We start from the raw sequence: 20,803 nt of genomic DNA, 5'->3' as shown, positions 1-20,803 counted from the left end.
CCGGTTTTCCCGGTCCTTTTTTCATTTGACCATCATCACAACCGGGACCACGTTTGATGCGCGCAAATCTCGTGTTCGCATCCTTTGACCAGCAGCTTGCCCCCCTGCAACGTCATCTGTGGCACGGCATCCACGTCGATCAACGGGACCCAGAACTCGCCCCCGCCATATTTTCCATCGCCTTCACCGGCCACGTCCCAGAACAGTTTCTTGCCAATATTCGGCGTCTGGACTTCCTTGCCGGACGCGTCATAGGCCGAAAGGATCCGACCGCAGAACTTGTCCCCACACGCCGTAATTTTGATATGCGAAATCAGGTTCTTGCGGTCAGGTTCAGTTTTCCAGACACCCACGATGGGATCGGCCGCCACAACGACCGGCAGACAAATCGCGATCACTATGGACGACAGTCTTGATTTCAGTCGGTTCATCATGGCAGGCACCCTTCTGGTTTGTTGCATCCTACCATGTTTCGCATCATGTTTGGGTCCTCAGGCTGCTTCGCCGTCAGATTGCTGCCGGTTCCACAGTTGCGCATACCGCCCCGACCGCGCCAGCAACTCGTCATGCGTGCCCTGTTCGATGATCTCGCCAGCTTCCAGAACCACGATCCGGTCGGCTTCGGCAATGGTGCTGAGGCGATGGGCGATGGTGATAACCGTACGCCCCTCTCCTGCGCGCGCCAGCGCATCCTTGATGTCCTGCTCGGTATCGGTGTCCAGGGCCGAGGTCGCCTCGTCCAGCAACAGGATCGGCGGGTTCTTGAGCAAGGTCCGCGCGATGCCCACACGTTGTTTCTCACCGCCGGAGAGTTTGAGCCCCCGTTCACCCACCATAGTGTCATAGCCGTCGGGCAGCGAGGTGATGAAGTCGTGGATCTGTGCGGCTCGGGCTGCGTCCTCGACCTCTTCCGGGGTGGCTCCATCGCGGCCATAGGCAATGTTGTACCGGATGCTGTCGTTGAACAATACCGTGTCCTGAGGCACGACTCCGATGGCCGCGTGCAAGCTGGTCTGTGTCACATCCCGCACATCCTGCCCGTCGATCTTCAACGCCCCTTTGGTCACATCGTAGAACCGGAACAGCAGCCGCCCGATGGTGGACTTGCCCGACCCTGTTGCCCCCACGATGGCCACGGTCTGCCCCGCCGGGACGGTCAATGAAACACCCTTGAGGATCTCCCTCTCCGGATCGTAGCCGAAATGCACATCGTCCAGAGTGACTTCGCCGCCATCTACCTTCAGGTTGGGCGCACAGGGCTTGTCGGTAACTTCGGCAGGCTGTTCGAGCAGATCGAACATCTGCCCCATATCGACCAACGATTGCCGGATTTCCCGATAGACCGTCCCCAGAAAATTCAGCGGTACGGTGATCTGGATCATGTAGGCGTTGACCATGACAAAATCGCCTACGGTCAGGTTTCCGCTCTGAACCCCGATTGCAGCCAGAACCATCACTCCGATCAGACCACAGGTGATCAGGAATGACTGGCCAAAGTTTAGAAATGCCAGCGAATATGCCGTTTTCAACGCCGCCCCGGCATAGGCTTTCATCGACACGTCATACCGTTCAGCTTCGCGCTCTTCGGCATTGAAATACTTGACGGTTTCGAAATTCAGCAGGCTGTCGATGGCGCGCTGATTGGCTTCGGTGTCCTGATCGTTCATCTCGCGCCGCAGCTTCACTCGCCATTCGGTCACGGCAAAGGTGAACCAGATATACAGACCGATTGTGACAGCGACGACCACCAGATACCAGACATCGAACAGCCACATCAGGATGATCGCCACCAGCAGCAGCTCCAGGATCAGCGGTCCGATCGAGAACAGCAGAAAGCGCAACAGGAACTCGACGCCTTTGACGCCCCGTTCGATGATGCGGCTCAGACCTCCGGTACGGCGGGACACATGGTAACGCATCGAGAGGTTGTGAATATGCCGAAAGGTCTCGAGCGCCAGCGCCCGCAGGGCCCTTTGCCCCACGGGCGCAAAGGCCGCGTCCCGCAGTTGTTGAAAACCCACGGTCAACATCCGCGCCACGCCATAGGCAACCGTCAGCCCGACTGCGCCCAGCGCCACCGGTGGCACGCCCTCACCTGCCAGCGCGTCAACCGCTCCCTTGTAAAGGATCGGCGTGTAGACCGCGATCAGCTTGGCCAGCACCAGCATGACCATGGCAATCACCACGCGGCGCTTTACCCATGGCTCATCCTGCGGCCAAAGATAGGGGGTCACTTTGCGGATCGTGCGCCAGCCCGAGCTTCGCTCGTCGCGCGGCACCATATCGTCCGAGGTCATAGCAGATGTTCGTCTCATCACGTACCTTAACTGCGGTCAGAGATTGACCCCGGCCCTTTTGGGCCAGAGTCGATTATTGTTCAGGTATTGTGAAGACCTGCCCCGGATAGATCAGATCCGGATCGCGGATCAGGTCGCGATTGGCCTCGAACAGCCTTACATACAGGATCCCGTCGCCAAACCGGTCGCGCGAGATGGCCCACAGCGTGTCGCCCCGTTGAACAGTAACCGAACGAATTGCTGGTGCTTCCCCCTGCGCATTGGCCTGGCTGGCCGCCACGGCGGCATCCAACACTTCAACCGGTTCCCGCTTGAACGGCGTTTCAACCCGGCTGAGCACCGTCCCGTCCGTATTCACCGCATCCACGCGCAGGGTGTAGACACCTGGATCAATCCCCTCAAGATCGCTGCGCCAGGATCCATCCTCTTGCGGGTCGAGATCGGCGATCAGACGATTGTTCAGGTACAGTCGAACGGCTGCGCCGTCCTGCACACGTCCAGTCAACTGAACATTGCCGGTCTCAGAATATCCGATGGTATCCAGTGCGATCTGTTCGGGGGGCGTATCCCGCACGACAGGCGGCTGCACCAGTTCAACGCCTTCTTCGCCGGACCGCAGCACGGCAATCTGCTGATCCGGTTCGGGTGCCTCTGCCGGCAAATCGGCGGTTTGCGTTTCCTCGGCTTCAGGCACCGTGGTTTCGGTTCCGGTCACGTCAGTTTCCGCCGCTTGGACTTCGGTCGCCGTTTCGGGCTCAATGTCTGCATCGGCCGTCGCGATGGTGGCGTCTTCGGCATCGACCGGCCTGTCCGGATCGGATGCCGGCGATTCTTCAGATACAGGTGCTTCTTCGACCGGCTTTGGCAAAGCCGCAATCAGATAATCGTCGGACCGTGCGATCCGTTCGCCATCCTTGCTTTGCAGGACCAACCCCTGAGCCGCGTCGCTGAACGGGATCGAAACGAATTCGGCAAACTGGCCGCTGCCGTCCACGGTAAATGTGTGCAGGGGTTCTCCGTTCAGCAGCACCTCGATCCGGCTGCCGGGCTCGGCATCGCCGGACAACAACGTCGTGCCATCTGGTTGAACAAAAATCTGATCCAGCGCCGGAGGAGCCGCTGGCGCAGGCGCGGAATCTTCCGGCTCAGCAGCGGCAGTATCCGCGTCAGAGGCTTCGGCCGCTTCACGTGTGTCCTCGGCAGGCTCGGTCGTGGGCCCTTCATCCGCAGGAACTGCCTGTTCAGCCGTTTCCGGTTCCGAGACCTGCGTCTCCTGCTTTTCAGGTTCCGGGGCTACGGCGGATGCGGTTTCCTGCGGGGCGCTCGGCTCGGGCGCTTTGGTGAAGACGCCAGACAAATACAATCCACCCGCGCCCAATATCGCAACAAGACCCGCAATCACCCCCCAGATGAAATTGCCCGAGCTTCCGTTTCCCGATTTGGCGTCCATTATTTTCCTTTCATTCCGCCGGGCAAAAGCTTTGCGTTGAAAAGCTTTCCGACGGACAGTTGAGCCAATCTATCAATCCCGCTATCACGGGTCAAAACCCCTGACACAACCCCGGAGCCCCCCTTTGATGTCTCAGAAATCAATCTGTGTGTACTGCGGGTCACGCAATGGAGCCGAGAAGGCTTATTCTGAAACTGCACGGCAGTTTGGCAGCCTGCTGGCGCAGGAAGGCTGGCGGCTGGTCTACGGAGCCGGAGATGTCGGTTTGATGGGTGAAGTGGCCCGTGCCGCACAGAATGCCGGTGGTGAAACTTTCGGCGTCATTCCGGTGCATCTGGTCAAGCGTGAGGTCGGGAAGACGGATCTGACCCATTTCGTGATCACCGAGACAATGCACGAGCGCAAGAAGGTCATGATCATGAACGCCGACGCCGTCGTTGTTCTGCCCGGCGGTCCGGGGTCGCTGGACGAGTTGTTCGAGGCGCTGACCTGGCGCCAGCTTGGGCTGCATGACAAACCCATCGTCGTGGTCAATGTGAATGGCTATTGGGACGCGTTGCACACATTGTTGGACCAGGTGATCGGGCAAGGCTTTGCCGACACGTCTCTGGCGGATTTCATCACCTGGGTAGAAGACGCCGATACAGCCATGAGCGCCTTGCGAGACAAACTGACCTGAGGATGGAAAGCCGTGCGGGCGGTTGAGCCGCCCGCCGTATTGATCAGGCCAGTCTGGCCTTGGGTTGCAGACTGTGGCGTACCACCTGCTCGACCTTGTGCAAAGGATGATTGGTCAGGGTCTTGTTGACCTCGGCCACGACCTTTCCCAGCACCTCGCTGTGCAAACGACGCCGCAACAGACCCAGAACCTGTGGGCTTGCCACAAGAACCAGCCGGTCATAGGCCCCTTTCAGCCCCTTCCGATTCAACAGATTCGCCAGATCCTGCACGAACAGAGATTTTGCGTGTGCCTTCCACGTGGGTTCTTCAACTGCCGATTTCTGTTTCGGTCCGCCGTCGTTGCGACGACCTGCGCGGTCAGTCGGTTTCCCGGTCGGGCCGTCTTGTTCTTCAACAGCGACGACGACAAGGTTGGGATCGTCGGCATCGGTGATATTCTCCATCACCAGCGCTTTCTCTCCATCTGCAACAATAACCCAAGTTCCCTGTGTAAGTGCGACCATTGCGATCTCCTGTTAAGGTTGTTTTCTGGGTATCCCTCGACCTGCCGGACATGCGGGGTCGTTCACGCACCAGCAGTGCGCAGCCCGATCATTGTTTGAATTGACAAGCAGTTCTCTCCCTCTGCCTTACAGAGATGTGCATTGGAAAGCAGCAAACAAGATACCGTCATGCAGAAAGCGCACGTATCGGCGGGTTTTCACCGGTCGGTCATCAACCCTTTAGGCGGACATCTCGACAACGGTGATTTCGGGCGTCACGCCCAGTCGAACCGGCAGAATTGAACATCCGATACCGCCCGACACCACCAGATCGCGCCCATCTTCGCGTACATGGCCATAGGCATAGCGATTGCCGAATTTCGACGGCACGACGGGCGACCAGCCGAACAGGCGCACCTGGCCACCATGTGTGTGCCCCGAAAGGGTCAAGGCCACCCGCTCGGGCACAGTGGGAAAAACATCGGGCTCATGCGCCATCATCACAACCGGAGCGTCATCGGTGATCTGCGCCAGAGTACCCGCCAGATCGTCCAATCCCTGTGGTTTGCCTTTGCGCCAGATCGCCAGCTGATCCTCAAGCCCGGCCAGCCAGATGCCCGGGGCCTCGAGTTTGATGGCAGCATTGGACAACACCGAAATGCCATTCTGTTCCAGGATCTTGGCATAGCGATTGGGCCCGGATCCGCGCCGCTGTGCCGTCCTGTCATCCCACCAGTCGTGATTGCCCAGCACGGCAAAGACACCATTCTTTGCCTCAAGCCCGGCAAGCACGGGTGCCAGGTCCTGCATCTTGACCGTGTCCGACACACCTTTGTGGCTTGCAAAGAAATCACCCAGCAGAAGGATCACGTCCGGAGCCAGCGCATTGGTTCGGCGGACCACCTGCTTTACGCGGTTCAGGCCGACATAAGGTTCGCCGACATGCAAATCGGACAGTACGGCGATTCTGAGCGGCGGCGCTGTCCAGTCGTCCCGCTGAATGCGCCATTTGCGCACGCGCAAACGAACCGCGGGTTCAATGACGAACCCGTAGGCGGCCGTGACAAGGCCTGCCAGCGTCACCGCCAGCAGGCCCTTTATGAACCGACGTCGGTTCAATACGTTACATCCGTGATGCGACGTTTTCCCAGTTCACCAGATTGTCGAGGAAGTTCGACAGGTAAGCCGGGCGCTTGTTGCGGAAATCGATGTAATAGCTGTGCTCCCAAACATCGCAACCCAGCAGCGCGGTCTGACCAAAACAAAGCGGGTTAACACCGTTCTCAGTTTTGGTTACGGCCAGCGAGCCATCTGCATTCTTGACCAGCCACGCCCAGCCCGAACCGAACTGACCGGCACCGGCAGCGCTGAATTGCGATTTGAATTCGTCAACCGAACCAAAGCTTTCTGTCAGAGCCTTTTCCAGCTCGCCCGGCATCTTGGACTCGCCCGGCCCCATCATCTCCCAGAACTGGTTGTGGTTCCACAACTGGCTGATGTTGTTGAAGATGCCGTTTTGTGCCACGGCGTTTGCGTCGTAAGTGCCAACGATGATCTCTTCCAGCGACTTGCCGTCCCACTCGGTGCCGGCGATCAGCTTGTTGCCGTTGTCGACATAGGCCTTGTGGTGCAGGTCGTGGTGATATTCCAACGTTTCCGCGGACATACCCTTGGCTGCCAGCGCGTCATGTGCATAAGGAAGATCAGGAAGTTCAAAAGCCATGTCGGCCCCCTGTTTAAATGTAAGTTGCGGTTCCCAAGGTTAAATGCTTTGGCAACCGCCGCAGGTCAAGGGCCGAGACAAGAAAACCCGGAGGCAGGCGATGCTGACACAGGTGCGCAAGATGTTCTACCGCGCCCGCGGATATTATGCGGGCAACCTGAACGGCGAGCCCTTTCGTCTGGACCCGTATCATTCGAAGTTCTGGCGCAAGGCCACTTCGGGCGCGTGGGAACCTGAAACATTTGCAGTTCTTGACCGGTTCCTGTCCCCGCAAAGCGACTATCTGGATATCGGGGCGTGGATTGGCCCGACGGTCCTGTACGGCGCACGCAAGGCGCGGCATGTCTGGTGTTTTGAGCCTGACCCGACCGCGTTCCGGCACCTGGCATGGAACCTTGATCTGAACGGCATTCAGAACGTCTCGGCCTTCGGGGTCGCCCTGTCAGATCGGTTTGCCGTGGCTCGCATGGCCTCTGTACGCGGTGAACCCGGGGATTCCACCAGTTCCCTTCTGCACGACGGGGCGCATGGGTCTGATGCTTTGACGATCGCCTGGGACCAGTTCGAAGCGGCGAACGATTTGTCGCGGGTGTCGCTGGTCAAGATGGACATCGAAGGGGCGGAATTCATTGTCGCACCCACTTTGTCCGCGTGGCTGAAGGAACACCGCCCCGCCCTTCTTCTGTCTCTTCACGCACCTCTGCTGCCGGAAAACGAGAGGCACGAACGTGTCAGCGCTTTGATGGATGAGCTGGGGTTTTATTCGGGGCTGTCGGACGACAAAGCGCACCCCCTGAAGGTTTCGGACTTGCTGACCAAAGACGGTCTGAGCCGTTTTCACACCGTTCTCTTGCAAGGGTAGAACGTCAGCCGGTTTTTTCTTCGCTTACGCGAAGTCCTGCTTGCATCTCTGAGATGTATCGCTTTGAGTGCCTACATCAGAAATCACAGCTAACCGGATAAAATGAAAAGACTTTTCCTGATTGTCGCCGCCGCGGTGCTTGCACAAACCGCTGCCGCCGAAACAGTTACCTATCATTGCAAAATGACAAAACAGGACGCCCATGGCTGGATCGCGCCAGAGTATGCTTTCCAGATTGACCCCGCCGCAACTTCGGCGATGGCCGCCACGTCGTACCAGGATTGGGCCAAGGCAAAATTCAAAAACCGCGGCGCCAAGGGGTATCGTATTATCTGGAACCTCGATCAAAAAATGGCTGCCGGCGGCAATGTCCGTGTTCGATATCAAGCGAACCTGAAACCATCCGACAACACAGTCGCCGTCCGCATGGCATTTGTTCAGGGAAACTTCGCGAACAAGCCTTTTGGGGTCGGGACCTGTTCGACAGTCAAGTAAGAAAAAGCCCCGGTGGAACCGGGGCTTTTTTTGTTCAGTAGACCCCGACCTCACTGCCGGGCTGTGCTGCCACCTTGAGCAGTTTGAACACATAATCCGCTGCCGAACGGAAGCAGACCACGCGGAAGGTCTGTTCATCATCCATCCAGAAAGCACCAGCCACCTGCGCCAGACGCGTGCGGCGGATCTGGCCAGGCTGGAAAGCATCCGCCGACAGATCGACAGGTGCGACCTTGCCCAGAACTTCGCGGGCGCTGGCACCAGAGACGCTGAAGACGGCGCGGGCATCCGAGACGTTGACCGCCAAAGCGTGGGTGCCACTCAGGGCACCGACCATGTCGGCCAGTTTGGCTTCGACCTCGGCATAAGGCACCAGAACCAGCAACTCGTCGGTCGACATCCAAGCCACGCCGGTGTCGCCGGTCACAAGCGCCTCGCGCTGACCCGGCACTTTCTGGCCGGTCGCATCCTTGACGGCCTTGGCCAGCACCTTGTCGGACAGGTCGCCGCGCAGGGTGATCATGCCTTGCAGGCCGCATTCCTTGACCTTGGCGATGCCGTCATAGCTTGCGTGGTTCAATGCGCTGATGGGTTCAGACATTCTGCTTCTCCCCGTCCTTGTCAAAAAAGATCGGGTCCACGATCTTGGCTTTGTAGGTTTTGCCGTCGGTGCCCGGGAACTCGACGATCTCGCCCATGCGGTCGGGGCCGTGTTTGATCAGCCCCATGGCGATGCCTTTGCCCAGATTGGCCGAGTAATATGTCGACGTCACACGGCCGATCATGTTGCGCTGACCGTTGGCATTGACGCCCTCGCCCACCGCATAAGCACCATCCGGCAGAACCGATCCATCCACAGTCTCGAGACCGACCAGTTTCCAGCGCGCGGGATCCGCCATGTGGCTGCGGGAATGGGCGCGTTTGCCCAGATAATCCTCTTTCTTCTTGGACAGCGCCCAGTGCAGCCCCAGATCCTGCGGGATCACGGTGCCGTCGGTCTCGTCCCCGATCATGATAAAGCCCTTCTCGGCCCGCAGGATGTGCAGGCATTCGGTTCCGTACGGCATGACGCCAAACTCTTTGCCTGCCTCCATCAAGGCATCCCAGAACGCCTGACCCTGGCTGGCGGGAACGGCGATTTCATAAGACAGCTCGCCCGAGAACGAAATGCGGTAGGCCCGGCAATCGAAGCCTCCGATCTTGCCATCGCGCCATTCCATGAAGGGCAGCGCCTCTTTGCTGACATCCATGCCGCCCAGCTTATCAAGCACCTTGCGGGCGTTGGGGCCGACCACGGCGACCTGCGCGTATTGCTCGGTCACGTTGGCGACATAGACTTTCCAGTCCCACCATTCGGTCTGAAGCCATTCTTCCATGTGACCATGGATACGCTCGGCCCCGCCGGTGGTGGTGTGGCACAGCCATGTGTCCTCGTCGATGCGGGCGACAACGCCGTCGTCGATCAGAAAGCCGTTTTCAGAACACATCAGGCCATAGCGACACTTGCCGACCTTCAGCGTCGACATCATGTTGGTGTACATCATGTCGAGGAACTTGCCGGCATCCGGGCCTTTGACGATCAGTTTGCCCAGCGTCGAGGCATCCAGCAGGCCGAGGTTCTCGCGGGTGTTCTTGACCTCGCGATTGACCGCGTCGTGCACGGATTCACCGGGGCGGACATAGGCATAGGCCCGGCGCCAGTGACCGACCGGCTCCCAATCGGCGCCGTTCCTGTCGTGCCAGTTGTGCATCGGTGTCTGACGGATCGGTTGGAATACATCGCCGCGTGCCTCACCGCCGATCGCGCCCATCGAGATGGGCGTATAAGGCGGGCGGAAGGTGGTTGTGCCAACCTTGGGGATTTCGGATTCCAGTGCATCAGCAAGGATCGCCAATCCGTTGATATTGCTCAATTTACCCTGATCGGTCGCCATGCCCAGAGTGGTGTAGCGCTTGGTGTGTTCGACGCTTTCATACCCTTCGCGCGCGGCCAGCTGGACATCAGAAACCTTGACGTCGTTCTGGAAATCCAGCCACGATTTCATGCGCAATTGAACTTCGGCATTTGCCGGCATGAGCCAGACCGCTTCCATCGGCGCCTCGATGGTTGTCTCACCTGCGGGCGCCTTGGTGTTCTTGGGCTTGAAGCCAGCCGCCTTGGCAGCCGCCTTGCCGGCGGCATGGGCGTCTGTCAGTACATCTTGCAACGCCAGAGGACCGTTGGACGCGCCAGCAGCAACAACGAACCCCTTGCCGTCGGCCCCCAGCGGCGGACGCTCGGGATCCGGCCGGAAATGCGCGTTCGCGTCGTCCCAGATCAGCTTGCCTCCGCAATGGGACCACATGTGCACGACCGGAGACCAGCCGCCAGACATGGCGACCGCATCCGCCTCGACCTCTTCACGCGCGCCGCCGACACCTTCCTGATTGCAGATGGCAACCTTTTTGACGCGCTTGCCGCCTTTGACCTTGGCAATGGCCTTGCCCGGGTCGACGCGGATACCCAACTGGCGGGCTTCTTCCGCCAGAGGTCCAGCCGTTGCCCGTGCGTCAACAATACGCAAAACATCCACACCGGCCTGTTTCAGGATGATCGCGGTGCGGTAAGCGTCGTCATTGTTGGTGGCGACGATGACACGATCCCCCGGCGTCACCCCCCAGTTCACGACATAATCGCGCATGGCCGAAGCCAGCATCACACCCGGAACATCGTTGCCAGCAAAGGACAATGGTCTTTCAATTGCACCCGTTGCCGTTACAATTTGCTTGGCACGAATGCGCCACAAGCGATGGCGCGGGCCTTGCACGCCCGGCGTGTGGTCGGTCAGACGTTCGTATCCCAACACATAACCATGGTCATAAACACCCGCTCCCATGCAGCGCTTGCGCATGATGACGTTGTCCATTGTTTCGAGTTCGGAAACCAATTGCTCCACGAACTTATCCACAGGCTCACCATTGACGGTGCCGCCGTCAACCGGAGCGCGACCGCCCCAATGCGCGGTCTGCTCGATCAGCAGAACCTTGGCACCGGATTGTGCCGCCGCCTTGGCCGCCTGCAAACCAGCCACACCACCGCCGATCACCAGAACATCGGTAAAGGCGTAGAAGTGCTCATAAGTGTCGGCATCCCGGTTGTCCTTGTCGGGCGCCTTACCCAATCCCGCCGACTGCCGGATGAAAGGTTCGTAGACGTGTTTCCAGAAGGGTTTGGGGTGGATGAACGTCTTGTAGTAGAAGCCGGCCGGAAGGAACCGGGCAAAGGCCGTGTTGACCGCGCCGATATCATGTTCAAGGCTTGGCCAATGGTTCTGTGAGATTGCGGTCAAGCCGTTGAACACCTCGGTCGTGGTGGCGCGCTGGTTCGGTTCGAACCGGTTGCCCTGTCCCAGACCGACAAGCGCGTTCGGCTCTTCCGCGCCGCTGGCGACAACGCCGCGGGGTCGGTGGTATTTGAACGACCGGCCAACCATCATCTGGTCATTGGCCAGCAGGGCCGAGGCAAGCGTATCCCCCTCATATGCCTGCATCGAGGTTCCGTTGAAGGTGAATGATACCTTTTTCGACCGGTCAATCAGCCGGCCTTGTTTTGCGAGACGGGTGCTCATGTCGCTGACCTTTCGCATGTGGAGGCGTCAAAGCCTCCGGCGGGAGTATTTTTGAAAAGATGAAGCATCAGGAGAACTCTCTCCACGTCCAGCCGGGCCGTTTGGCAGTGATGGCATCCTTGATGTCCTGCGGCGGCTCGGTGACCTGCGCGGAATAGGTGCCGAACACTTCGAGTGTCTGCGTGCAGCGCGCGGCGTGGAACCACTTGCCGCAGCCATTGGCGTGGCGCCAGCGTTCAAAATGAACACCTTTCGGGTTTTCACGCATGAACAGATAGTCGTGGAATTCGTCATCGGACGAGCCCGGGCCGAAACGCTTCAGATGCGCTTCGCCGCCGGCAGCCAGTTCGGTTTCTTCGGCGTCTACGCCGCAATAGGGGCAATTCAGGATTAGCATGTTGTCATCCTTTTGGCGGTCGGTCGGCGCGGGGGCCGACCTGAATTCTGTTTTCTGGCACCTTCGGGAATCCCCCTAGTGCGCCACCCCGGCGGCGACGCTTTCGTCGATGAAGCGGCCTTCTTTGAAGCGGTCCATCGAGAAGGCTTCGGTCAGCGGTGAATGACCCGTCGCCATCAACTGTGCCATCCCCCAGCCTGAACCCGGAATCGCCTTGAAGCCACCGGTACCCCAGCCGCCATTGATAAAGCAGCCCTGTAGCGGTGTTTTCGACAGGATGGGCGAGCGGTCACCTGTCATGTCCACGATCCCACCCCACTGGCGCAGCATCTTCAGACGCGAGATCATCGGGAAGGTTTCGACCAGCGCCCGCACGGTTTCCTCGATATGATGGAACGACCCGCGCTGCGTGAAGTTGTTGAACCCGTCGGTGCCGCCACCGATCACCATTTCGCCCTTGTCGGATTGTGACATATAGCCGTGCACGGTGTTGGCCATCACCACCACATCCATGCAGGGTTTGATCGGCTCGGATACCAGCGCCTGCAAGGCAACGGCCTCCAGCGGCAGGCGGAAGCCCGCCATTTCGGCCAACTGACCCGAATGGCCCGCAACGACGATACCCAGCTTGTCACAATCGATGGCACCCTTGGTGGTGTCGACCCCGACGACGCGACCGTTATCCGAACGTATACCGGTGACTTCGCATTGCTGGATGATGTCCATACCCATCGCCGAACAGGCACGCGCATAACCCCACGCCACCGCGTCGTGGCGCGCCGTGCCCCCGCGTTCCTGCCAAAGGCCGCCCAGAACCGGATACCGGGGGCCGTCCAGGTTGATGATAGGCACCAGTTGTTTGACGCGTTCGGGACCGATCCATTCCGTCTTTACACCTTGCAGCGCATTGGCATGGGCCGTGCGCTGGTAGCCGCGGATCTCGTGCTGGGTCTGTGCCAGCATGATGACACCGCGCGGGCTGAACATGATGTTGTAGTTCAGCTCCTGGCTCAGGTCCTCGTAAAGGCTGCGCGCTTTCTCGTAGATCGCGGCAGACGGGTCTTGCAGATAGTTCGAACGGATGATCGTCGTGTTGCGGCCGGTATTGCCGCCGCCCAGCCAGCCTTTTTCGATAACCGCGACATTCTGGATGCCATAGTTCTTGCCAAGGTAATACGCGGTCGCCAGACCATGACCGCCAGCACCAACGATGATGACATCATAACGCTTCTTGGGTTCGGGTGAGCGCCAGGCGCGCTCCCATCCGGTGTGATAGCGCAGAGCTTCCCGCGCCACAGCAAAGGCTGAATAGTGTTTCATGTGCGAATCCATCCGGTTCGGTGATTGGGCGCAGATATGCCGTGTGAGTGCATTTTAGCCCTGCCGTGCAACGCCGCAATATAGCACTATTGCGACATGTCGCTCATTCGCGGCCATTTGTCCCTTTTGTCGGACGCCTCACAGGTCTAAGTCAGGGCAGCATCCTCGGAGGGACCATGACGTTCTGGGTTCTGATTTTTCTTGTCGCGCTGCTGATCGCAGCTTTTCTCAGCTTTACCCTGCTGCGCAAACGCCGTGGGGATGAACCCGCGGCCGCATACGATCTGCGGGTTTATCGCGAACAGTTGGCCGGTGTGGACCGGGATCTGGCGCGCGGCGTCATTGGCGAGGCCGACGCGGAACGGGTGCGCACGGAAATTTCCCGTCGCATTCTGGCCGCAGATGACCAGATGAAGAAAGAGGGCGCCGGCGCCGGGCCTTCTCGTACCGTTTCAGCGTTGTCGATCCTGGCCATCTCGCTGCTTCTGATCGGTGGCGCATTGGCGATGTATCATCGCACCGGGGCCGTCGGATTGCCCGATATGCCGCTGACCGCACGGTTGGAACTGGCCAAGGAAGTGCGCGCCAACCGGCCATCCCAAAGCGCCGCGGAAGAGCTGGCGACCCCGCCCCAACCTGCGCAGCTGGACGAAAGCTATGCGAACCTGCTGAAGCAGTTGCGTGAAACGGTTGCGAACCGGCCGGATGATTTGCAAGGCCAGATGTTGCTGGCGCAGCACGAGACGAATGCGGGCAACTTCAAGGACGGGTACACCGCACAGCAAAAGGTGATTGAGCTGTCCGGCGACAGTGCCACGGCTGATACCTATGCGGACCTGGCAGAAATGATGATTCTGGCCGCAGGTGGATATGTCTCACCCGAAGCGGAACAGGCGCTGATCGAAGCGCTGAACCGTGACCCCCGTCACGGCCCGGCGCGCTATTATTGGGGGCAGATGCTGGCCCAGATCGGGCGGCCGGACCTTGCCTATCGCATGTGGGTCGAAACGTTGCGGGAATCCCCGGCAGGTGCGCCCTGGGCCGAAGCAATTCGGGCTCAGATCGACGAACTGGCCTTTCGGGCCGGTGTATTCAATGCACCGGATCTGAGCACGGCACCCGGCCCCAGCCAGGAAGACATGGCCGCCGCCGCAGAGCTGAGCCCCGAAGAACGGCAGCAGATGATTCAGGGCATGGTGGACCAGTTGTCTGACCGTCTGGCGACAGAAGGCGGGTCCCCCGAGGAATGGGCCCGCCTGATCGCCGCCTTGGGCGTTCTGGGCCAGGGCCAGCGTGCCATCGATATTCGCGATGAGGCCATGGAAGTGTTTGCCGGCAACTCAGAGGCGTTGCAGATCATCGATGCGGCGGCCCTTCAGGCCGGGATCGCTCAATGATCCATGACGCTATCGAAGATTTTGCAGCAGCGCTGCAACCTATGAGTGCCCTGATGGGACTGGACCTAGGGGAAAAGACAATCGGAGTCGCGGTGTCCGACCGGATGCGCGGCGTCGCCAGCCCGCTGGAAACGGTGCGGCGCAAGAAATTCACGCTCGATTCCGCGCGCCTGATCGAAATTGTAACCGATCGCGAGATCGGGGGCATCTTGCTGGGCCTGCCAAAGAACATGGATGGCAGCGAAGGGCCAAGATGCCAGTCAACGCGGGCATTTGCGCGCAATTTGTCCCGCCTGACCGATTTGCCCATCGGATTTTGGGACGAACGGCTCAGCACGGTTGCGGCAGAAAAAGCACTGCTTGAGGCGGATACGACACGAAAACGTCGCGGACAGGTTATTGATCACGTTGCGGCCAGCTATATCTTGCAAGGGGCGCTGGACAGGCTGCGCTTTTTGCAACGGGTCGGAGACCAGTGATGACGAATATGGTTTGGAAAAGGAATGAGGTCGAAAGCCCTTGTGTCCAGATCTGTGTCGTTCACCCGACTGAACGTATCTGTACCGGCTGCTATCGCACGATTGATGAAATCACCCGCTGGTCCAAGATGGACGGCCGCGAACGCGCCGAAATCATGGAAAACCTGCCAACCAGAAAGCCGCGCCTTAGCAAACGTCGTGGCGGGCGTGCAGCGCGGCTGAACGGTTCCTGAATTCAACCGGTCTGCATCGGGGCAAATCCCTGTGTTCTCAAGAATTGTCGCGGGCAGGTCCGTTCGGCTCGTGCCCGCGCAGCTCTGACTCGAACAGAGCTGCGATTTCGGATCTGCTTGTTTTTGCAGTCCCGTATTTTTTCGCTGCATGTTGGACATGCTTCGTGCTGGTCTTGTCCGTCTTGAATGCCGGCGTCTTGCGTGCAGCAAATCTTTCCATCAACAACTTAAATGTCATCGCAAACTTCCCGCTTCCAATAACTGTGCCGCCGCGGACCGAGGTCGAGCTCCAAGAGGGGCCAGCTCATGAACGCATCTGTTCAACGTGAGTGGAGGCCCGCAGCGACACGGCGTAGGTAAGGGCATTTCCGGTCAGATTTAGGGGGAAAACACGCGGTTTTTGGTCCGTGTTGACCTTAAGGTCAGATATTCCACGGAAAAACCCACCAGTTCCCTTACGTCACAATTCTTGACCGGCAAGGTATCAAGACCGGTTTCAAAACATGTGGAGAGTTTCGTTCCGCGAAACAAGCCAATCAGATTAGGTCAATTCACGCTCAAAGGTGCTTTGTTCTGACCAGAGAACAAAGCACGCAAGCCGTTCGTTGGCAGCAAGATCACAAGATGCAGGTTAGGGCGCAGAGCAGGTCCTTACCCGGCGGCCAACCAGGTTTTTGCGTTTTCGATTTCCTCGGACGGAAAGAACTGAGTCCGCGTGCCCAAGACATGACTGGCGACACGTTGTGCCATGTGCTGCCAGCTTTTGTCCCCGACGATGGCCGCGCGATCCAGTTGCCCGATATGGCGGCTGGCCAGACGAAAATGTGCTGCAAGAGCGGACAACCCCTGCCAGCCATCAAATTCCCGCAGGTCGATCAGCAACCGAAACCCGGATCGATCGTGCAACAAAGCGTCCAGGTCGCGCTCTGCCTGCTTGTACTCCTCCGGGTCCAGTTTTCCCAAAAGGCTGATCTGCACGCATGGGCCCTCAAGATCGGTCACGTGAATGGACCCCAGCGACTCGCGCATCCAGCGGCGCGCGGCCTCAAGCTCGGCCAATTCGAATACCTGAACCGGGCACGGCAGGATCGGGGCCGCCAGTCGGATGCTGGTTTGCACCCAGCCCTGATCGGCAACAACCGCGATCCGGTCGAACCCCCGCCAGTGGCTGAGCCCCAGCTTGGTGTCGGACCAGGCCGCACCCAAATCATACCCCTTGAACTCCGGCTGCACGATAGCCAGCAGCCGAACGGAATCGTGTTCGGTGAGCGCCGCTTCGATCGCAGGAACCAAGATGTCCGCGTAGTCGGCGCTGGTGACCTGCCCCGACAACTCGACTTCAATCAACGCACCATCAGAATTCGTATGGACCGTAATCATCGGTCAAAACCTCCAAAGCCAAACAATGACAGGAGGTTAAGAGGATTCGATCCATTCCGCCACACCCCCGGCGCATTCCGGGCGGAAATAGGCGATCATCCGTCCATCCGGCCCAGCGTTTGCCGTGTCTGCCCAAGGGGCAACCCCGTGCAGGCAATGGCGGTGCAACACGTAAGCCTCGCCCGGTTTTGCAGGCAGTTCGATTCGCGGGCAGGTTTCGAAAACCTCGCGACGGGCGGATTGGTAGATATCCGTTATATCGATTTCATGCAGACGTTCTTGTGGCTTCCCCGCAAGGGCGCGCCTGAACGCCGCGCCCAGGATATGATGGCTGCCCTCCCACAACACCATGGGCGAGGCATCCGGGCTGGCCTCGGTCAGCGGTATGCCCAAAATCCAGGCATGCGGTTCATCGACCCGGCGGCGGCGATCCGGCCCCATTGGGCGCAAGCCATCCACATGGGCCGCGTCCCGATTTCTGCGATACCGCGCGGCGGCTTCGTTTTCCCCCCGACGCGGGCGTGGATATCCCGGATGCATGACCGAGACTTGGCCTTTGTGAAGCGGCAACTGCCCATAACGCCCAGCAATGAATGACATGGCGGTTCCTGCCAAAGGCCCCGAACGGCCAACCCTGCCCTGCGCGTCATTGGGCAACGCGTCAACACCGATGAACCACGTCCCGTCACAATCCAGCCAGTCAGCATGGGCCGGGTCCGTTACCGAGGCCCGTGCGGCAGGCAGCGCATGGCCCACCCAGGCCGCAAGCACTGGATCATAGGGGAATTTCACCCACCCCCTGACGTCAAAATCCTTCACAAACCCACCGCCTTGCGCAGCATATTGAGCGCCACCAGCGTAAGGAACACGGCGAACACGCGCTTCAAGGGTTTCGGATCCATCGCATGGGCCAGCTTCACCCCCCAGGGCGCGGTGATCATCGTCATTGCCACGACGATACCGAAGGCCACCAGATTGACCGCCCCAATGGTCAGCGGAGGCCGGTGTTCCGGTGCGATATCCAGAAACAAAAAACCGATGACCGAGGGGACGGCGATGATCACACCAAATCCGGCCGCGGTTGCCACGGCACGGTGGATCGGCGTGTTGTAGAGGCTCATCAGCGGCACACCAAAACTGCCGCCGCCTATTCCCATCAGAACCGAAAGAAACCCGACCGCAGGAGACAGGATGGCCCGCTTCAACCCACCGGGCATGACATCACCCAGCCGCCATTCCGAACGCCCCAGCCCCAGATAGGCCCCGATCACCATTCCCAATATGCCGAACAGTGCCTGCAAGGCCTCGGTGCGCAGGGCCGAGGCAACCAGAACCCCGATGATCGCACCGACGACGATCCCCGGCCCCCAACCGCGCAGGATATCCCAATCCACCGCACCCTTCTTGTTGTGCGCAAGAACGGATCGGACCGACGTCACGATGATCGTGGCCAGCGACGTGGCCAGACACAGTTGCATCAACTGCGGACCGCCGTAGCCAAGAGTTTGAAACGCATAGAAAAAGGCGGGCACCAAGACGATTCCACCGCCGACCCCCAGCAATCCGGCAAGTACGCCGGCCAGCGCTCCGATCACAAGCAAAAGGCCCAGCATCTGGGCCAGCAACATCGTCTCGGGCATCGTTCCCCCTGCCGCTTAAACTTCTGCCATGGGCGCCACTTGATCCAGCGCCCGCAGCATCACCTCGGGTCCGGCCCCATCCTGCACGGCCCCTTCCGACAAGGCGCGCCGCCATGCGCGGGCTCCGGGACGACCCGCGAAAAGGCCCAACATATGACGCGTGATCTGGTGCAAACGCCCGCCATTGGCAAGATGCCGTTCCACATAAGGCACCATGTGTTGAACGATCGCGAACGGATCACGCGTTTTTCCGGTACCAAAGATGCGTCGGTCAGCATCCGACAGGACATCGCCCGGCTGATGGTACGCGGCCCGACCGATCATCACGCCATCAAGACCGGCTTCCAGATGAGCGGCTGCCTCGTCCAGCGTGTTGATGCCGCCATTGATCGATATGTGAAGATCCGAAAACTCATCCTTCATCCGATGCACAAGGTCATAGTCCAAAGGCGGGATATCCCGGTTTTCCTTGGGGCTCAGCCCCTGCAACCACGCCTTGCGGGCATGGATCGTCACCCTTTGGCACCCTGCCGCGCTGATGTGCCCAAGAAATGCGGGCAATACATCTTGGGGCTCTTGGTCATCGACCCCGATGCGGCATTTAACGGTGACATCCACGTTCACCGCTTCGCGCATGGCAGTCACGCAGTCGGCAACGCGGGCCGGGTCTTTCATCAAAACCGCGCCGAAAGTGCCGGATTGAACACGATCCGACGGGCAGCCGCAGTTCAGATTGATCTCATCATACCCGGCCTCAGCCCCCAAACGCGCGGCCTGCGCCAGTTCTTCCGGGTCAGAGCCGCCGAGTTGCAAAGCAACCGGGTGTTCTTCAGAAGAATGGTCCAACAGATGCACCGCCCCGCCCCGCACCAGCGCCGGCGCCGTCACCATCTCGGTATACAGCAACGTTTCCGCGCTGAGCAGCCGATGAAAATAGCGACAGTGGCGATCTGTCCAATCCATCATGGGTGCCACGCTTAAACGCGCAGCCTGTGTTGCCTTGCCTGTCACAGCAACGCCTCCGTCCTGCTATGCTTCGAAATCCGATGGCCTGTCAGTGGTCTTGCCCACCCGAATCAAGTCAAAAAGCCCTAACACATTCCTCTGACGGCGTCCCGACGGCGGCCGTCGGGATTCAGCTGTTTCCGATCAGACAGCATATCGGCTCATCACCATCTGGACACTGCTTTCGATCGTTTCCGTCATCTCGGCTTCGCCAAGCGCCCCACCCGTAAACAGCAGCGGCCAGAAGGCGCGCGCCTTGATCAGGCCAATGAATTCGCGCCCGGCCCGTTCCGGGTCATCGATCCGAAGCTGCCCATCCTCTGCCGCATCCTTGAGCATGGCAATGAACGTCGCCGTCTTGTCCAGCTTGCCCTGAGCTTCCGCCGCAAGCGTCGGGTTGCGCAAGGTTTCGCTGATCACCATCCGGGCCATCGCAATAACATCGGGCCGCATCAGAATGCGCCCTTCGGCCCAGGCCAGTTCGGTCAGTTGCGTACGAATATCGCGACCTTTTTCATACCGGATTTCCAGCACTTCAGCAAAGCGACTGGACAATTCGACCACGATGGAGCGGAACAGGTTCTCTTTACTTTCAAAGTACTTGTACAACGTACGCTTGGACACTTCGGCCCGTGCTGAAATGCGGTCCATACTGGCCGCCGCAAAGCCCTTTTCCTGGAACTCGGCCACGGCAGCTTCGATGATCTGTGCGCGCTTGGACGCATTATGTGCGCTGCATTCGTTCATGTCAGAGCTATAGACCTGTTGACGCGCCTTGGTCAAACACTAGGTAAACGCAGAAGTTTACAGAGGCAAAATTATATGCCATGAGTAAACCCGCGAGTTTACCAATTGCGGAAACCAGCACCAACAGGAGACCCCCTCATCATGGCTCTTACATTGAACCTGAACGGCAAGACCCACGAGGTTGAGGCCGAACCCGGAACGCCTCTTCTCTGGGTGATCCGAGACGAACTGAAACTGACCGGCACGAAATTCGGCTGTGGCGTTGCATCCTGCGGGGCCTGCACCGTGCATCTGAACGGTGAACCCGTCCGTTCGTGCCAGACTTTCATTGAAGACGTCGAAGGCGCCGAAGTCACGACCATCGAAGCTGTCGGTGACGACAGGATCGGCGCTGCCATACAACAGGCCTGGGTCGAGCTGGATGTCGTCCAGTGCGGCTACTGCCAGTCGGGTCAGGTGATGTCGGCTGTCGGGCTGCTGTCCGAGAACCCGAAACCGTCGGCTCAGGAGATTGACGAGTACATGTCCGGCAATGCCTGCCGCTGCGCCACCTATCAACGCATCCGCGCCGGTATCCAGCGCGCGTCTGAAATTCTGGAGGCCTGAT

Annotated in this window: 22 protein-coding genes; 7 read left to right on the top strand and 15 right to left on the bottom strand. The window is 59.4% G+C overall.

From position 1 onward, the window contains the following. Positions 1-35: 35 nt before the first annotated feature. From AC2FFD_RS03665 to AC2FFD_RS03655, 3 genes are all read right to left on the bottom strand, one after another. Positions 36-434, bottom strand: a complete 399-nt coding sequence (locus AC2FFD_RS03665) for a DUF2147 domain-containing protein (protein ID WP_425078487.1) — start codon at positions 432-434, stop codon at positions 36-38. Positions 435-491: 57 nt separating this feature from the next. Then, positions 492-2,297, bottom strand: coding sequence for an ABCB family ABC transporter ATP-binding protein/permease (locus tag AC2FFD_RS03660; protein ID WP_170343874.1), 1,806 nt, complete (start codon positions 2,295-2,297; stop codon positions 492-494). A gap of 73 nt (positions 2,298-2,370) precedes the next feature. Beyond that, a complete protein-coding gene (locus AC2FFD_RS03655; RefSeq protein ID WP_480684024.1) occupies positions 2,371-3,747 on the bottom strand; it encodes a LysM peptidoglycan-binding domain-containing protein in 1,377 nt (458 codons plus the stop codon). A 127-nt stretch (positions 3,748-3,874) separates the two neighbouring features. Here AC2FFD_RS03655 and AC2FFD_RS03650 point away from each other — a divergent pair, with 127 nt between their 5' ends. Continuing rightward, on the top strand, positions 3,875-4,426 hold the full coding sequence (locus tag AC2FFD_RS03650) for an LOG family protein (RefSeq protein WP_170343872.1): 552 nt from the start codon (positions 3,875-3,877) through the stop codon (positions 4,424-4,426). Between the two features lie 43 nt (positions 4,427-4,469). On the opposite strand, the gene AC2FFD_RS03645 is transcribed toward AC2FFD_RS03650, so the two are convergent. From AC2FFD_RS03645 to AC2FFD_RS03635, 3 genes are all read right to left on the bottom strand, one after another. Continuing rightward, positions 4,470-4,931: a host attachment family protein gene (locus tag AC2FFD_RS03645; protein ID WP_170343871.1), complete on the bottom strand. Its 462-nt coding sequence runs from the start codon at positions 4,929-4,931 to the stop codon at positions 4,470-4,472. A 219-nt stretch (positions 4,932-5,150) separates the two neighbouring features. Further along, positions 5,151-6,029, bottom strand: coding sequence for a metallophosphoesterase (locus AC2FFD_RS03640; RefSeq protein ID WP_257598979.1), 879 nt, complete (start codon positions 6,027-6,029; stop codon positions 5,151-5,153). Positions 6,030-6,033: 4 nt separating this feature from the next. Continuing rightward, the gene (locus AC2FFD_RS03635) at positions 6,034-6,633 is read right to left on the bottom strand and encodes a superoxide dismutase (protein ID WP_171228054.1); all 600 of its coding nucleotides are present in this window, start codon (positions 6,631-6,633) and stop codon (positions 6,034-6,036) included. Between the two features lie 100 nt (positions 6,634-6,733). On the opposite strand from AC2FFD_RS03635, the gene AC2FFD_RS03630 reads away from it, so the two are divergent. Then, positions 6,734-7,495, top strand: coding sequence for an FkbM family methyltransferase (locus AC2FFD_RS03630; protein WP_496871987.1), 762 nt, complete (start codon positions 6,734-6,736; stop codon positions 7,493-7,495). 102 nt (positions 7,496-7,597) lie between these two features. Then, entirely contained in the window at positions 7,598-7,990 is a 393-nt protein-coding gene (locus AC2FFD_RS03625; protein ID WP_480686227.1) for a hypothetical protein, read from the top strand. A gap of 34 nt (positions 7,991-8,024) precedes the next feature. Here AC2FFD_RS03625 and AC2FFD_RS03620 read toward each other — a convergent pair whose 3' ends face one another. The 4 genes from AC2FFD_RS03620 to AC2FFD_RS03605 form a co-directional block, all read right to left on the bottom strand. Beyond that, the gene (locus AC2FFD_RS03620) at positions 8,025-8,591 is read right to left on the bottom strand and encodes a sarcosine oxidase subunit gamma (protein WP_496871985.1); all 567 of its coding nucleotides are present in this window, start codon (positions 8,589-8,591) and stop codon (positions 8,025-8,027) included. Then, the gene (locus AC2FFD_RS03615) at positions 8,584-11,598 is read right to left on the bottom strand and encodes a sarcosine oxidase subunit alpha family protein (protein ID WP_496871983.1); all 3,015 of its coding nucleotides are present in this window, start codon (positions 11,596-11,598) and stop codon (positions 8,584-8,586) included. The genes AC2FFD_RS03620 and AC2FFD_RS03615 overlap by 8 nt, the downstream gene beginning before the upstream one ends. Before the next feature lie 67 nt (positions 11,599-11,665). Beyond that, positions 11,666-11,995, bottom strand: a complete 330-nt coding sequence (locus tag AC2FFD_RS03610; protein ID WP_152458389.1) for a sarcosine oxidase subunit delta — start codon at positions 11,993-11,995, stop codon at positions 11,666-11,668. Between the two features lie 75 nt (positions 11,996-12,070). Next, positions 12,071-13,315: a sarcosine oxidase subunit beta family protein gene (locus AC2FFD_RS03605; protein ID WP_170343863.1), complete on the bottom strand. Its 1,245-nt coding sequence runs from the start codon at positions 13,313-13,315 to the stop codon at positions 12,071-12,073. A gap of 176 nt (positions 13,316-13,491) precedes the next feature. Here AC2FFD_RS03605 and ccmI point away from each other — a divergent pair, with 176 nt between their 5' ends. From ccmI to AC2FFD_RS03590, 3 genes are read left to right on the top strand one after another with little or no spacing between them, the layout of a single operon-like run. Further along, complete coding sequence (gene ccmI / locus AC2FFD_RS03600; protein WP_496871981.1) at positions 13,492-14,712, top strand: c-type cytochrome biogenesis protein CcmI; 1,221 nt, start codon at positions 13,492-13,494, stop codon at positions 14,710-14,712. Then, on the top strand, positions 14,709-15,191 hold the full coding sequence (gene ruvX, locus AC2FFD_RS03595; RefSeq protein ID WP_170343861.1) for a Holliday junction resolvase RuvX: 483 nt from the start codon (positions 14,709-14,711) through the stop codon (positions 15,189-15,191). Before ccmI ends, ruvX begins: the two co-directional genes overlap by 4 nt. Then, positions 15,191-15,424 carry a DUF1289 domain-containing protein gene (locus AC2FFD_RS03590; RefSeq protein WP_496871979.1) on the top strand — a complete coding sequence of 78 codons (234 nt, stop codon included), beginning with the start codon at positions 15,191-15,193 and terminating at the stop codon, positions 15,422-15,424. The genes ruvX and AC2FFD_RS03590 overlap by 1 nt, the downstream gene beginning before the upstream one ends. A 651-nt stretch (positions 15,425-16,075) precedes the next feature. Here AC2FFD_RS03590 and AC2FFD_RS03585 read toward each other — a convergent pair. The 5 genes from AC2FFD_RS03585 to AC2FFD_RS03565 all read right to left on the bottom strand — a co-directional run bounded on the left by AC2FFD_RS03585 (position 16,076) and on the right by AC2FFD_RS03565 (position 20,196). After that, the gene (locus tag AC2FFD_RS03585) at positions 16,076-16,804 is read right to left on the bottom strand and encodes a SpoIIAA family protein (RefSeq protein ID WP_170343859.1); all 729 of its coding nucleotides are present in this window, start codon (positions 16,802-16,804) and stop codon (positions 16,076-16,078) included. 36 nt (positions 16,805-16,840) lie between these two features. Then, positions 16,841-17,623 (bottom strand): hypothetical protein, encoded by a 783-nt coding sequence (locus tag AC2FFD_RS03580; protein WP_257598986.1) that lies wholly within the window; start codon positions 17,621-17,623, stop codon positions 16,841-16,843. Beyond that, positions 17,620-18,444, bottom strand: coding sequence for a sulfite exporter TauE/SafE family protein (locus tag AC2FFD_RS03575; RefSeq protein ID WP_257598987.1), 825 nt, complete (start codon positions 18,442-18,444; stop codon positions 17,620-17,622). Before AC2FFD_RS03575 ends, AC2FFD_RS03580 begins: the two co-directional genes overlap by 4 nt. A gap of 15 nt (positions 18,445-18,459) precedes the next feature. Next, positions 18,460-19,455, bottom strand: coding sequence for a tRNA dihydrouridine(20/20a) synthase DusA (gene dusA / locus AC2FFD_RS03570; protein WP_425078494.1), 996 nt, complete (start codon positions 19,453-19,455; stop codon positions 18,460-18,462). 138 nt (positions 19,456-19,593) lie between these two features. Further along, a complete protein-coding gene (locus tag AC2FFD_RS03565; protein ID WP_257598988.1) occupies positions 19,594-20,196 on the bottom strand; it encodes a TetR/AcrR family transcriptional regulator in 603 nt (200 codons plus the stop codon). A 141-nt stretch (positions 20,197-20,337) separates the two neighbouring features. Between AC2FFD_RS03565 and AC2FFD_RS03560 the strand changes: the two genes are divergently transcribed. After that, the gene (locus AC2FFD_RS03560; protein WP_496871975.1) at positions 20,338-20,802 is read left to right on the top strand and encodes a (2Fe-2S)-binding protein; all 465 of its coding nucleotides are present in this window, start codon (positions 20,338-20,340) and stop codon (positions 20,800-20,802) included. Position 20,803 lies beyond the last annotated feature (1 nt).

It is taken from the genome of Ruegeria sp. YTSC002 (genome assembly GCF_059609845.1).
The sequence above is the reverse complement of the archived record's forward strand: the minus strand, read 5'-3'. Positions and strand labels throughout refer to the sequence as shown.

Bases quoted from the DNA above. Each gene is read 5' to 3' on its own strand.
- AC2FFD_RS03650 (WP_170343872.1), top strand. From the start codon at position 3,875: ATGTCTCAGAAATCAATCTGTGTGTACTGCGGGTCACGCAATGGAGCC.
- ccmI (WP_496871981.1), top strand. From the start codon at position 13,492: ATGACGTTCTGGGTTCTGATTTTTCTTGTCGCGCTGCTGATCGCAGCT.
- AC2FFD_RS03645 (WP_170343871.1), bottom strand. From the start codon at position 4,931: ATGGTCGCACTTACACAGGGAACTTGGGTTATTGTTGCAGATGGAGAG.
- AC2FFD_RS03625 (WP_480686227.1), top strand. From the start codon at position 7,598: ATGAAAAGACTTTTCCTGATTGTCGCCGCCGCGGTGCTTGCACAAACC.
- AC2FFD_RS03610 (WP_152458389.1), bottom strand. From the start codon at position 11,995: ATGCTAATCCTGAATTGCCCCTATTGCGGCGTAGACGCCGAAGAAACC.
- AC2FFD_RS03635 (WP_171228054.1), bottom strand. From the start codon at position 6,633: ATGGCTTTTGAACTTCCTGATCTTCCTTATGCACATGACGCGCTGGCA.
- AC2FFD_RS03615 (WP_496871983.1), bottom strand. From the start codon at position 11,598: ATGAGCACCCGTCTCGCAAAACAAGGCCGGCTGATTGACCGGTCGAAA.
- AC2FFD_RS03575 (WP_257598987.1), bottom strand. From the start codon at position 18,444: ATGCCCGAGACGATGTTGCTGGCCCAGATGCTGGGCCTTTTGCTTGTG.
- AC2FFD_RS03665 (WP_425078487.1), bottom strand. From the start codon at position 434: ATGATGAACCGACTGAAATCAAGACTGTCGTCCATAGTGATCGCGATT.
- AC2FFD_RS03630 (WP_496871987.1), top strand. From the start codon at position 6,734: ATGCTGACACAGGTGCGCAAGATGTTCTACCGCGCCCGCGGATATTAT.
- AC2FFD_RS03660 (WP_170343874.1), bottom strand. From the start codon at position 2,297: ATGACCTCGGACGATATGGTGCCGCGCGACGAGCGAAGCTCGGGCTGG.
- ruvX (WP_170343861.1), top strand. From the start codon at position 14,709: ATGATCCATGACGCTATCGAAGATTTTGCAGCAGCGCTGCAACCTATG.
- AC2FFD_RS03565 (WP_257598988.1), bottom strand. From the start codon at position 20,196: ATGAACGAATGCAGCGCACATAATGCGTCCAAGCGCGCACAGATCATC.
- AC2FFD_RS03590 (WP_496871979.1), top strand. From the start codon at position 15,191: ATGACGAATATGGTTTGGAAAAGGAATGAGGTCGAAAGCCCTTGTGTC.
- AC2FFD_RS03655 (WP_480684024.1), bottom strand. From the start codon at position 3,747: ATGGACGCCAAATCGGGAAACGGAAGCTCGGGCAATTTCATCTGGGGG.
- AC2FFD_RS03620 (WP_496871985.1), bottom strand. From the start codon at position 8,591: ATGTCTGAACCCATCAGCGCATTGAACCACGCAAGCTATGACGGCATC.
- AC2FFD_RS03560 (WP_496871975.1), top strand. From the start codon at position 20,338: ATGGCTCTTACATTGAACCTGAACGGCAAGACCCACGAGGTTGAGGCC.
- AC2FFD_RS03585 (WP_170343859.1), bottom strand. From the start codon at position 16,804: ATGATTACGGTCCATACGAATTCTGATGGTGCGTTGATTGAAGTCGAG.
- AC2FFD_RS03605 (WP_170343863.1), bottom strand. From the start codon at position 13,315: ATGAAACACTATTCAGCCTTTGCTGTGGCGCGGGAAGCTCTGCGCTAT.